The following is a 12,572-nucleotide window of genomic DNA, read 5'->3' on the forward strand; positions in this document are numbered from 1 at the left end:
ACACCGCCTAACCCCCCCCGGCGCTGTTCATTATGCTCGACCCCCACCCCCCCCCCCCAAAAAACAAACCACGCCCACCCGCGGGGGGGCGCCCCCCCCCCCCCCCCCGACGGCTTCACCACGGGGAAGACATGACTGACACCGTCGAGACCGACGAGGCCACCGCGCCGCCGACCAAGCGCCAGCGCCAGGCCGCGCAGATCGCCGAGGCCGCTTCCGGCCGCATCGGCTGGATGCTGCTGAAGATCCTGCTGCTCGCGATCGTGGACGCCGTCGCGCTGTACGCCGTCTTCGTGCTCTTCACGCACCAGGAGTGGCTGGTGCTCGGCATCGTCGTGGCCGTCACGGTGCTCGTCAACTACATCTACTTCTCGCGCAAGCGGATCCCGGCGAAGTACCTCACCCCCGGGATCATCTTCCTCGTCGTCTTCCAGGTGTTCACGCTCCTGTACACGGGGTACATCGGCTTCACCAACTACGGCACCGGTCACAACGGCGACAAGGACCAGGCCATCTCGTCGCTGCTGGCCTCCGCGCAGGAGCGCGTCGAGGACTCGCCGACCTACCCGGTCACGGTCGTCGAGCAGTTCGGCACCCTCGGGCTGCTGGTCACCGACCCCGAGAGCGGAGACGCCTCGGTCGGCACGGCGGAGCAGCCGCTGCAGGAGGTCGACGCGACCATGGAGGGCGACAAGGCCGTCGCCGTCGACGGCTGGACCACCCTGACGTTCGCGGATGTGCTCTCGCGCTCCGGCCAGATCGAGCAGCTGTCCGTGCAGTACAGCGACGACCCCAACGACGGTGCGATCCGAACGCCGGACGGGCAGAGCGGATACCTGTACATCTCGACCCTCGAGTACGACGAGACCGCCGACGCGATCATCGACACGCAGACCGGCGAGGTCTACTCCGACATCGGCACCGGCGCCTTCACCGCCGAGGACGGCACCGAACTGCTGCCCGGCTGGCAGATCACGGTCGGCTTCGACAACTTCGTCCGCGCTGTCACCGACGAGACGATCCGCGGTCCGCTCATCTCGGTCACGATCTGGACGTTCGCGTTCGCGCTGATCTCGGTCGCGACGACCTTCTTCCTCGGGCTGCTGCTCGCGCTGGTGTTCAACAACACGCGGATGCGGTTCCGCAACGGCTACCGGATCATCCTGATCCTGCCGTACGCGTTCCCCGCGTTCCTGTCGGCGCTGGTCTGGGCCGGAATGATGAACGAGAGCTTCGGCTTCATCAACCAGGTGCTGCTCGGCGGCGCCGAGATCCCGTGGCTGACGGATCCTGTCCTGGCCAAGGTGTCGGTGCTGCTGGTGAACCTCTGGCTCGGCTTCCCCTACATGTTCCTGGTGTGCATGGGGGCGCTGCAGGGCATCCCGGAGGACGTGAACGAGGCGGCCGTGATGGACGGCGCCAACCCGTGGCAGATCTTCCGTCGCATCAAGCTGCCGCTGCTGCTGGTGACGGTGGCTCCGCTGCTGATCTCGTCGTTCGCGTTCAACTTCAACAACTTCAACCTCATCTACATGCTCACCAACGGCGGGCCGCGCTTCAGCGACGTGTCGATCCCGGTCGGACACACCGACATCCTGATCTCGATGGTCTACAAGGTGGCCTTCACCGGGCAGACGCGCGACTACGGCCTCGCGTCGGCGTTCACCATCCTGATCTTCATCGTGGTGGCGACGATCTCGATCGTCAGCTTCCGCAAGACCAAGGCACTCGAGGAGTTGAACTGAGATGAGCACCGACATCGCCTCGCGTCGCCGCCGGAGCTTCGGAGCCTGGTTCGCCGACACCGGATGGCGCCACCTCGTGGCCATCGTGGTCAGCGCATTCGCCCTGTTCCCGCTGCTGTACGTGTTCTCCGCTTCGCTGAACCCGAACGGGACCCTGACCGGTTCCAATCAGCTGTTCTCCGCGATCGGCATCGACAGCTACGTCCGCATCCTCACGGATCCGCAGAACCCGTACCCGCAGTGGTTCCTGAACACGCTGGTCATCGCACTGGTCACCGGTTTCGTCACGGTGTTCATCGGGGCGTGCGCCGCGTATGCCTTCTCGCGCATGCGCTTCGCCGGTCGTCGTGTCGGGCTCGTCACGATCGTCGTCGTGCAGATGTTCCCGCAGCTGCTCGCCGTGGTGGCGATCTTCCTGCTGATGTCGACCCTGGGGGACTGGTTCCCCGCGATCGGTCTCAACACCCACACCGGTCTGATCCTCGTCTACCTCGGCGGCGCGCTCGGTGTGAACACCTACCTCATGTACGGGTTCTTCAACACGATCCCCAAGGAGCTCGACGAGGCGGCCCGCATCGACGGTGCCGGCCACGCCCGCATCTTCTTCACGATCATCCTGCGCCTCGTCGCCCCGATCCTCGCGGTCGTCGGTCTGCTGTCCTTCATCGGGACGGTCAACGAGTACGTGATCGCGAGCGTGATCCTGATCGATCCAGAGCAGCAGACGCTGGTCGTGGGTCTCACTAAGCTCGTCTCGAACCCGCGATATGCGGACTGGTCGGCGTTCTCGGCGGGTGCGGTCATGGCCGCGATCCCGGTGATGATCCTGTTCCTGTTCCTGCAGAAGTACATCGTGGGCGGTCTGACCGCCGGAGCCACGAAGGGCTGAGAATGCTGCCGCACCACGACGGGTCCCCGCTGTACGTTTCGAACGATGCGCCGGTCCTGGGTGAGGTGGTGACGGTTCGGCTGCGGGTTCCGGTCGGCTACGGACCGTTGGATGCCGTGCGCACCCGCTCCAACCCGGACCACGAGCCGGAGTGGACGGATGCCGTCCGACTCGGCGTCGCGGACGGCTGGGAATGGTGGGAGGCGCCGGTTACTGTGCGCAATCCCCGGCATGGCTACCGGTTCGTGCTGCTGCATGCCGATGGCGGCATCGGATGGCTCAACCAGGCGGGCCTGCATCGCATCGAGACGCGCGACGATGACGACTTCGCCCTCGTCGCGCATCCGGCGCCGCCGGCGTGGCTGCACGAGAGCGTGATGTATCAGGTGTTCCCCGACCGGTTCGCGCGGTCTGCTCAGGCAGACGAGCACACGGCGCCGGACTGGGCGATCCCCGCATCCTGGGACGAACCCGTCGACCCGGTGTCGCCGGGGCGCGGCGGCCAGTTCTACGGCGGAGACCTGCCGGGGATCACCGAGCACCTCGACCACCTGGTCTCCCTCGGCGTGAACCTGCTGTACCTGACGCCGATCTTCCCCGCGGCATCGAACCACCGCTACGACGCGTCCAGTTTCGACCGGGTAGACCCTCTGCTGGGCGGCGAGACCGCCTACATCGAGCTGATCGCGGCGGCGCACGCCCGCGGCATCCGCGTGATCGGCGATCTTACGAGCAACCACTCCGGCGACCGGCACGAGTGGTTCAGGGCCGCGCACGGGAACCCCGGAGCGGTGGAGCAGGAGTTCTACTACTTCACGGATGCCGAGAACACCGCCTACGAGTCCTGGCTGGGTCACAGCTCGCTGCCGAAGTTCGATTGGTCGAGCGAGGAGCTTCGTGAGCGGTTCGTCACCGGCGAGGACTCGATCGTCGCGAAGTGGCTGAAGCCGCCGTACGGCATCGACGGGTGGCGCATCGACGTGGCGAACATGACCGGTCGCCTCGGCGCTGTCGATCTGAACGCAGAGGTGCGCGGCCTGTTCGCCGAGACGGTGCGCCGGGTGAACCCTGAGGCGATCCTGCTGGGCGAGTCGACGAACGACGCCGCGAGCGATCTGCAGGGCGATGGATGGCACGGAGCGATGACGTACCCGTCGTTCACGCGTCCGCTGTGGGGGTGGCTGAGCGAGTCGACCGGTATTCCGTACGCGGAATGGGATGGCACGGTCACCACCGAGCCCTGGTTCTTCACGCAGCCGATGGGTGGCATTCCGCGGTACACGGCGCGTGATTTCGTGGACGCCGTCACGCGGTTCACGTCCGGCATCCCGTGGCGGGTGCGGCTGGGCAACATGCAGCCGTTGGACACGCACGACACCGCACGGTTCGCCACGAATGCGGCGCCCGGAACCGTGCCGGTCGCGGTGGGTTTGTCGATGACGCTCCCCGGCGTCCCGGTGGTCTTCGCCGGCGATGAGTTCGGGCTGATCGGCGCGGACGGCGAGTCGAGCCGCACGCCGATGCCGTGGGGGAGCGAGGGCGACTCTGCCGTCGCGGAACGACTCGAACTGTATCGATCGCTCGTGGGGTTGCGTCGGGAGCACCCTGTGCTCGCGACGGGCAGTCTGCGGTGGCTGCACGTGGACGATGAGTCGGTCGTCTTCGTGCGCGAAAGCGTCGACGAATCGGTGCTCGTGCTCGCGACGCGCGGGGGAGCGGACGTCGAGCTTGCTGCCGGTGCCGTCGTCGGCGCTGCCGAGGCGCTGTACGGCGACGCGACGCTGGCCGCGGCATCCGATGGCTCGCTGCTGCTGGCCGCCGAGGGCCCCGCCTTCGCGGCCTGGAGTCTGCCGGGCGTGCGGCTGCCTGCATGATTTCGGTCTGCCAGCGAGGTACGACTGCACGACTCGGGAACAGTTGCACGACGATTTCATGGATTGGCTCGTGCAAGTGTTCCCGGGTCGTGCAACTGTCCTGAGTCAGGCCAGTCGGCGGGCGTGCACGGGAGCCGATCGGAGAAGCGCTAAGTGCTGGACGGGAACTTGGCTGCTGCACGAGTTCGCATCCGCTGCAGTTCGGCGGCATCGAGATTTGCGTCGGCTTCTCTGAATGCGACGGCTGCGGTGAGCGCTTCGAGGGATAGGTCGCTGCTCAACGCATCGAGCAGGTGGTGGAGCTCTTCGGCGAGTTCGGGCTCCAGGAGCGTTGCATCCTCACCGGCGAAGATCGCCCAGGTCACCGCGAGGTCGATCTCCGGATCGCCCGCCGCGGCGTTGGTCCAGTCGATGACCTGCGGGCCGTGTTCGCTGAGCAGGATGTTCTCGGGGTGCAGATCGAGGTGCAGCACCGCGAGGCGGCGCGCGCTTCCGGTCAAGTCGACGCCTCGGACCTCGGTGGTGAGCCATATCGGCGGTTCGATGCGGTGCAGGTCGTCGTGCAGGCCCCGGATCAGCTCGGCGCACTGCCCAGGCTCGACGCGGCCGGTGACGAGTCCGTTCGCGAGCGTCGGACCGTGCACGCGTTCCATTCGCATCTCGCGGCCTTCGGCCGCGTAGACCTCCGGGACCGGATAGCCCCGCTGCCGGAGGTACCGCATGAGCCGAGCCTCGTCCGCGATGTCGAACCCGCTGCGCCGCAGCACAGTCCGCTCATCGAGCGCGTAGACGGCCGACGCTCGGCCAGACGCGAGGAGTTCCATGCCCGCACCCTAGCGCGGGTGGAGCCGAGGGCGCTGACTCAACGACCGGCACCTTGTTCGCGAAAGCGTCCGGCGCTCGTCAATCGAATGCGCTCATGGAAGCGAAGTCGGTCTGGGCGGTGACGCTGCTCATCGGCATCCTGTTACTTCCGCTGCCTGGGCAGTGGCTGCTCTGGCGGCTGCGCGGACGCAGCGAGCGCTGAACCCCGCGGCGCACCGGCACGACTCGGGAACAGTTGCACGACGACTTCGCGGATTGGCTCGTGCAAGTGTTCCCGGGTCGTGCAACTGTCCGGATCAGGCCAGTGCGCGTGCGCGGTGAAGGGCCGCGAGGATGGCGGGCAAGACGCTCGGCCAGTCGTGCACGATCTGCGCGTAGTCGAAGCGGAGAGTCTCGTACCCGCGAGCGGATGCCGCGGCATCCCGCACGAGATCCTTGTGGCGCTTCATCTCGCCATCGTGATTCTCTTTGCCGTCTGCTTCAATGATGAGCCGCCCGCCGATAACGAAGTCCACCTTGCCGACGCCGTCGATGACGACTTGGCAGTCCAGTCGGATGCCGAGGATGCGCAGTCTCAACCGCAGCAGCGACTCCAGCCCACTGTCGGCATCGGCGCGCGCGAGCGCGATGAGCCAACGTGCCGACGCCGGAAGTGCATCGCGAATGCGGGCACGAGCGGCGCGCGACAGGAGATTCTTGCGCAGAGCGGATTCGAGGGAGGCGAAGAACGCTTCCTCGCCGGCGCAGGTGAAGACGTGGATCAGCGACGTCTCCGTTGTGGCGATACCGAACTGGGTCCGTCCGTCGAAGAAATGGCTGACGCAGTTGCAGCCGGAATGCGGATGCCGCCGACCGTTGGTGCCCATCCACACGTGGGGGAGCGGATGTTCGGCCAAGGTCCAGACGCCGCGGAGTTTGAGCGCGGCTTCACAGGTCAGCGCACCGCCATGCGCGGCGGCGCGGACGATCGCTTCGTCCGTGCCGTTGGCCGCGAACACGCCGGCGCGCACACGGCGGATCGAGCCGGCGTCAGCATGAGCCGCCAGGGCTTTGCGTGAGACACCGTGGCGTTGCAACGTGCGCCCGCGAGCGATGCCGCCGAGTGTGATGAGGAGCGTTTCAGGATCCAGCATCCTGACACCCTGTCCGATCCGCCATGCGTGACTGGGTGAATCCGAGCGCCTGTGGATGGAATCTCGAGAATGGCGAATTGTGCAGGGCGAGTCGTGCGGGTACACCTGCACGACCGGGGAACAATTGCACGACGGTTTCGCGGGTTCGGTCGTGCAGGTGTTCCTGGGTCGTGCAACTGTCCCCAGGCAGGCGCCACCCCACCGAACGGCGTTTCACCCCGCCACCCCGGCCACCCGGTCGTACCCTCAGCACATGGGGGCACGCGTGGGAGGACGCAATCTGGCGATCAGCTGGATCGTCGGCATCCTGTGCGCCGGCGTCGTCGGCTCCCTGCTGTGGTTCGCGTTTCCCGCCGGCCCCGCCGTGATCGAGATGGTCGGCGACAGCCTGCGCCAGCTCTCGCCCTGACCTGTCGACACGTCGGCACGCCTCCCGGAGCGCCTGCGCGAGCGGCGATACCCTCGCATTGCACATATCTGACGAGAGGCGCCCCCATGAGTGACCCCGAGGTTCCCCAGCCCGAGAAGCCGACCGACGTGAACGACGTCGTCGACAGCGCCAAGGCCGGTCTCGAAGAGGCTGCCGCGGCCGGTGCCGACGTCCCTGCTGCGACGCACGACTCGACCGACTCCGCCGACGCCGCCGAACCGGCCGCCGACGCGCCCGCGAACGACGAGGCACTCGTCGCAGAAGACCCCGCCATCGACCCCGACCTCGCCGCGTTCGAAGAGATGGAGCAGGCGCACCCGGGGACGTTCAGCAGCCTTCCCGAGGGCACCCCGGCCGCCCGCGACGGCATCGCCGGCGGCGAGACGCCGTCCGTCGGGACCCAGACTCCCGACAACGACAACGACACCGACGCCGTCGACGACCGCGACAGCAAGGCCGCCGAGATCGCCGCGGCCGCTGCCGCCGGCGCGGCCATCAACGAGCGCACGAACATCGTCGCCGAGGAGCCCACATCGGTCACCTCGGTCTACGACGCGCCGAGGGATGCCGAGACGCACGTCCTCCCGTCCGAGCCCGTCGTCGCCGCTGCCGCCGCTCCGGCCGCACTCCAGCCGATCTTCGTCCAGGCGCCCGAGCCGCCCCGCGACCGCGGCAACCGCGGCACCGCGGGTCTCATCGGCCTGCTGGCGACCCTCGTGTTCGCGGTGCTGTACCTCGGCGTCGTGCTCGCGGTGGGTGCGATCAACGGCGACGTCATCGCGGAGGAGATCGGAGATGCCGCTCTCGCGCCGCTGACGACGTGGGGCTTCTGGACGCCGGTCGTCATCTTCTTCATCTCGTTCTGGCTGCTGGGCGCGGTCATCAACCGCGGCCGCTGGGGCCTGTGGGTCATCTTCGGCCTGCTGGTCGGCGTCGCCACCTACTTCGGCTTCATCCTCGGTCAGCTGTTCGAGGCGCCGTTCTGGATGATCACGGCCGCCGAGGGCGCAGAGCTCGTCAACGATCAGCTATTCTCGCCGCTCGCGATCGCCGCCTTCGTCCTCGGGCGCGAACTGACGATCTGGTTCGGTGCATGGGTGGCCCGCAGCGGCGCCCGCAAGGCCGAGCTGAACGCCGAGGCGCAGCGCGAGTACGAGCGCACGCTCGAGGCCGGCCCGACACTGCCGAGGTAAGCCACGAACACCACCACGCCGAACCCCCGCGGGCCCGAGTCCGCGGGGGTTTCGGCCGTCCTGGCGCTGGTGCTCTCGACGATCAGCTTCTTCGCGCTGGCGATCGTCGGTCTCGGGGCGGTGAGCTTCGCGATGGATGCCGACATCATCGGTGTTCCCGGACTCGGCCAGGGGCCGGGGGTGATCGGGATGACGGTGGCCGTGGCGGTGTTCGCCGGCGTGGAGTGGGCCGCGGTGCGCATCGCCAGGCCGGTCTACCGCTCGGTGTGGGCGACGGCCCTGACGACGGCGCTCGCCCATCTGGTCGCGGTTGCGGTCAGTGCACTGGTGGTCGCGGGCGACCTCGTCACCGCGCTGGCCGTCGCCGGGGACCTGGTGACCGGCGGTGCGAGCCTGGTGATCCTGCTGGCCGCAGCGATCGCCGCCTGGGGTGGCGTGGCGCTGCGGCGGACGCGTGCTCAGCATCCGACGTGGCCGTGGGAGCACGACGACGAGTAGTCGCGAGACCGGAATCGCCCGAAAACCCCTGCGATCGCCGTACCCTATGAGATGTGGAGCGCTCACTGGAGACGCAAGTCGACCAGGCCGTCGAGGCCTGGCTGCGCTGGGTGCCGCGCTGGGAGCCGGCCACCCACCGCGGACGCGTCGCGCCGTGCCGCCGCTGTCTCGGCTCGCCGATCCTGTCTGCGGTCGGGATCGGCGGCAATGTGCCGCACGGCGTCCAGCACGGGCTGTCCACCCGGATCAAGACGATCGTCGACCATGCCGTGGCCGACTACACGGCGCACAATCTGCCGATGCTGCAGCGCGAGCTCGATCAGCAGTCGGCGCGTAATCGCGCCCGCAGTTATCGGCCGAGCGAGGATCTCGCGCCGGAATTCGAAGGGATGCCGCTGGATCCCGAGCCCGTGCCGGGGGCGCCGTTCCTGTTCACGATCGCCGGCCTGGCCGACGAGGAGAGCTCCGAGCTGCCTCCGCTTCCGCCGCTGAGCGATGAGGCCAAGGCGGCGCTTCGCCAAGAGGTCACGCTCGCCGACGAGTATGCGAACATGGTGGGGCGCGAGATCTGCGGCATCCTGCTGCGTCACCGTCTGGCAGTGCAGGCGGCGATCTCGCAGTACGTCGAACCGCAGATCGAGGCGATGCTCGAAGAGCTCACCCGTTCGCTGGATGCGCCGTTCGATCCCGACGCGGCGTAGCACAGGCCCGGCGCTCATTTGACCGCTTGCGTTACGCGGCATTACACTTGATCAGGTGTGTGCACGTCTCGGCGTGCCTGCACACGGGCGCCGGTCCGATACCGGTCTGCCCCCACGGCATACCCACCACGCAAAAGGCACGTCGATTCCGGCGTGCTGGTGGGTCTGATGTGAATCCATCGCGCTGTCACCGTGCAGCACAACAAGGAGAGAACGTGCCAACCATTCAGCAGTTGGTTCGCAAGGGTCGCTCGCCCAAGGTCACCAAGACCAAGGCGCCCGCCCTGAAGTCGAACCCGCAGCAGGCCGGGGTATGCACCCGCGTCTACACCACCACCCCGAAGAAGCCGAACTCGGCGATGCGCAAGGTCGCTCGTGTGAAGCTGCGCAACGGCACCGAGGTCACCGCCTACATCCCGGGCGAGGGCCACAACCTGCAGGAGCACTCCCTGGTGCTCGTCCGCGGCGGTCGTGTCAAGGACCTCCCCGGTGTGCGTTACAAGATCGTCCGTGGCGCCCTGGACACCCAGGCAGTCAAGAACCGTAAGCAGGCTCGTTCCCGCTACGGCGCGAAGAAGGGTTGAGTTAGATGCCTCGTAAGGGTCCCGCCCCCAAGCGCCCCGTCGTCAACGACCCGGTATACGGCGCTCCGATCGTCACGTCGCTCGTGAACAAGATCCTCGTCGACGGCAAGAAGTCGCTCGCCGAGTCGATCGTGTACGGTGCTCTCGCCGGCGTCCACGCCAAGAACGGTGAGGACGCTGTCGCCACCCTCAAGAAGGCGCTCGACAACGTGCGCCCCACCCTCGAGGTCCGCAGCCGCCGCGTCGGTGGCTCGACCTACCAGGTTCCGGTCGAGGTCAAGCCGCACCGCGCGAACACCCTCGCGCTGCGCTGGCTCGTCAGCTACGCGAAGGGTCGTCGCGAGAAGACGATGACCGAGCGTCTGCAGAACGAGATCCTGGACGCCTCGAACGGTCTCGGTGCCGCGGTCAAGCGCCGTGAGGACACGCACAAGATGGCCGAGTCGAACCGCGCGTTCGCTCACTACCGCTGGTAACAGCTTCGCCCGCCTCCGGCGCCATGTCGGGGGCGGGCACCCTCCCTCTCCTCGCAGCAATCCTGCAAGAAAGATAAGGACACTCCTGTGGCACAAGACGTGCTCACCGACCTGAGCAAGGTCCGCAACATCGGCATCATGGCGCACATCGATGCCGGCAAGACCACCACGACCGAGCGCATCCTGTTCTACACGGGCGTCAACCACAAGCTGGGCGAAACGCACGACGGCGCTTCGACCACCGACTGGATGGAGCAGGAGAAGGAGCGCGGCATCACGATCACGTCTGCCGCCGTGACCTGCTTCTGGAACAACAACCAGATCAACATCATCGACACCCCCGGTCACGTGGACTTCACGGTCGAGGTGGAGCGTTCGCTCCGCGTCCTCGACGGTGCTGTCGCCGTCTTCGACGGCAAGGAGGGCGTCGAGCCCCAGTCCGAGACCGTGTGGCGTCAGGCCGACAAGTACAACGTCCCCCGTATCTGCTTCGTCAACAAGATGGACAAGCTGGGCGCGGACTTCTACTTCACGGTCGACACCATCGTCAACCGCCTCGGCGCGAAGCCGCTGGTCATCCAGCTGCCGATCGGTGCCGAGAACGACTTCGTCGGCGTCATCGACCTCGTCGAGATGCGTGCACTGGTCTGGCCCGGCGATGCCAAGGGTGACGTGACCATGGGCGCGTCGTACGAGATCCAGGAGATCCCGGCCGACCTCAAGGACAAGGCCGACGAGTACCGTCAGACCCTGCTCGAGACGGTCGCCGAGACCGACGACGCGCTGCTGGAGAAGTTCTTCGGTGGCGAGGAGCTCACAGTCGCCGAGATCAAGGGCGCGATCCGCAAGCTCGTCGTGGCCAGCGAGATCTACCCGGTCCTGTGCGGTTCCGCGTTCAAGAACCGCGGCGTTCAGCCGATGCTGGATGCCGTCGTCGACTACCTCCCCAACCCCCTCGACGTCGGTGCCATCGAGGCGCACGACCCGAAGGACGAGGAGAAGGTCATCGAGCGTCACCCCGACGCGAAGGACCCGTTCTCGGCTCTCGCGTTCAAGGTCGCCGTTCACCCGTTCTTCGGTCGCCTCACCTACGTGCGCGTCTACTCGGGTCACCTGGACTCCGGCTCCGCGGTCATCAACTCGACCAAGGGCAAGAAGGAGCGCATCGGGAAGATCTTCCAGATGCACGCCAACAAGGAGAACCCGGTCGACTCGCTGACCGCCGGCAACATCTACGCCGTCATCGGTCTGAAGGACACCACCACCGGTGACACCCTGGCCGACATCAACGCCCCGGTCGTCCTCGAGTCGATGACGTTCCCGGAGCCGGTGATCGAGGTCGCGATCGAGCCGAAGACGAAGGCCGACCAGGAGAAGCTGGGTGTCGCCATCCAGAAGCTCGCCGAAGAGGACCCGACCTTCCGCACGGAGCTCAACCCCGAGACCGGTCAGACGACCATCAAGGGCATGGGCGAGCTGCACCTGGACATCCTCGTCGACCGCATGAAGCGCGAGTTCCGCGTCGAGGCGAACGTCGGCAAGCCGCAGGTGGCGTACCGCGAGACGATCAAGAAGGCCGTCGAGAAGTACGACTACACGCACAAGAAGCAGACCGGTGGTTCGGGTCAGTTCGCGAAGATCCAGTTCACGATCGAGCCCCTCGACCTCGACTCGGACAAGACGTACGAGTTCGAGAACAAGGTCACCGGTGGTCGCATCCCGCGCGAGTACATCTCGCCGACCGACCAGGGCTTCCAGGACGCCATGGCTGCCGGTGCACTTGCCGGTTACCCGATGGTGGGCGTGAAGGCGACCCTGCTCGATGGTGCTTCGCACGACGTCGACTCCTCGGAGATGGCGTTCAAGATCGCCGGCTCCATGGGCTTCAAGGAGGCCATGCGCCGCGCGAACCCCGTGCTGCTCGAGCCGCTGATGGCCGTCGAGGTCCGTACTCCTGAGGAGTACATGGGCGACGTCATCGGCGACCTGAACTCGCGTCGTGGTCAGATCCAGTCGATGGAGGATGCCGCGGGCGTGAAGGTCGTGCGTGCTCAGGTTCCGCTGTCCGAGATGTTCGGCTACATCGGCGACCTGCGTTCGAAGACCTCTGGTCGCGCTGTCTACTCGATGGAGTTCCACTCCTACGCCGAGGTCCCGCGGGCCGTGGCCGACGAGATCGTCCAGAAGACCAAGGGCGAATAAGCCCTCGTCCGGGGAGGCCGAC

Annotated in this window: 12 protein-coding genes; 10 read left to right on the forward strand and 2 right to left on the reverse strand. The window is 67.0% G+C overall.

What is annotated here, in order from left to right; genetic code table 11:
- Positions 1-131: 131 nt before the first annotated feature.
- Genes ACFCYE_RS05685 through ACFCYE_RS05695 form a run of 3 tightly spaced genes read left to right on the forward strand, consistent with a single transcriptional unit; the run spans position 132 to position 4,508 of the window.
- The gene (locus tag ACFCYE_RS05685; RefSeq protein WP_376177068.1) at positions 132-1,745 is read left to right on the forward strand and encodes an ABC transporter permease subunit; all 1,614 of its coding nucleotides are present in this window, start codon (positions 132-134) and stop codon (positions 1,743-1,745) included.
- Position 1,746: 1 nt separating this feature from the next.
- Complete coding sequence (locus ACFCYE_RS05690; protein WP_376177069.1) at positions 1,747-2,634, forward strand: sugar ABC transporter permease; 888 nt, start codon at positions 1,747-1,749, stop codon at positions 2,632-2,634.
- Positions 2,635-2,636: 2 nt separating this feature from the next.
- Positions 2,637-4,508, forward strand: coding sequence for a glycoside hydrolase family 13 protein (locus ACFCYE_RS05695; protein WP_376177071.1), 1,872 nt, complete (start codon positions 2,637-2,639; stop codon positions 4,506-4,508).
- A 149-nt stretch (positions 4,509-4,657) separates the two neighbouring features.
- Here ACFCYE_RS05695 and ACFCYE_RS05700 read toward each other — a convergent pair whose 3' ends face one another.
- Complete coding sequence (locus ACFCYE_RS05700; protein ID WP_376177073.1) at positions 4,658-5,332, reverse strand: phosphotransferase; 675 nt, start codon at positions 5,330-5,332, stop codon at positions 4,658-4,660.
- Between the two features lie 297 nt (positions 5,333-5,629).
- On the reverse strand, positions 5,630-6,466 hold the full coding sequence (locus tag ACFCYE_RS05705; protein ID WP_376177075.1) for an endonuclease domain-containing protein: 837 nt from the start codon (positions 6,464-6,466) through the stop codon (positions 5,630-5,632).
- A 253-nt stretch (positions 6,467-6,719) separates the two neighbouring features.
- On the opposite strand from ACFCYE_RS05705, the gene ACFCYE_RS05710 reads away from it, so the two are divergent.
- The 7 genes from ACFCYE_RS05710 (at position 6,720) to fusA (ending at position 12,550) form a co-directional block, all read left to right on the forward strand.
- The gene (locus ACFCYE_RS05710) at positions 6,720-6,875 is read left to right on the forward strand and encodes a hypothetical protein (protein ID WP_376177077.1); all 156 of its coding nucleotides are present in this window, start codon (positions 6,720-6,722) and stop codon (positions 6,873-6,875) included.
- Between the two features lie 86 nt (positions 6,876-6,961).
- Positions 6,962-8,089 (forward strand): ABC transporter, encoded by a 1,128-nt coding sequence (locus tag ACFCYE_RS05715; protein ID WP_376177078.1) that lies wholly within the window; start codon positions 6,962-6,964, stop codon positions 8,087-8,089.
- A gap of 69 nt (positions 8,090-8,158) precedes the next feature.
- The gene (locus ACFCYE_RS05720) at positions 8,159-8,587 is read left to right on the forward strand and encodes a hypothetical protein (RefSeq protein ID WP_376177080.1); all 429 of its coding nucleotides are present in this window, start codon (positions 8,159-8,161) and stop codon (positions 8,585-8,587) included.
- Between the two features lie 53 nt (positions 8,588-8,640).
- Entirely contained in the window at positions 8,641-9,288 is a 648-nt protein-coding gene (locus ACFCYE_RS05725; RefSeq protein ID WP_376177081.1) for a spermidine/putrescine ABC transporter substrate-binding protein, read from the forward strand.
- 215 nt (positions 9,289-9,503) lie between these two features.
- A complete protein-coding gene (gene rpsL / locus ACFCYE_RS05730; RefSeq protein ID WP_017201609.1) occupies positions 9,504-9,872 on the forward strand; it encodes a 30S ribosomal protein S12 in 369 nt (122 codons plus the stop codon).
- 5 nt (positions 9,873-9,877) lie between these two features.
- Entirely contained in the window at positions 9,878-10,348 is a 471-nt protein-coding gene (rpsG, locus tag ACFCYE_RS05735) for a 30S ribosomal protein S7 (protein WP_264156984.1), read from the forward strand.
- 87 nt (positions 10,349-10,435) lie between these two features.
- Positions 10,436-12,550 (forward strand): elongation factor G, encoded by a 2,115-nt coding sequence (gene fusA, locus ACFCYE_RS05740; RefSeq protein ID WP_376177084.1) that lies wholly within the window; start codon positions 10,436-10,438, stop codon positions 12,548-12,550.
- The last annotated feature ends 22 nt before the right edge of the window (positions 12,551-12,572 follow it).

Source organism: Microbacterium sp. NPDC056234 (assembly GCF_042267585.1).
Taxonomy (GTDB): domain Bacteria; phylum Actinomycetota; class Actinomycetes; order Actinomycetales; family Microbacteriaceae; genus Microbacterium.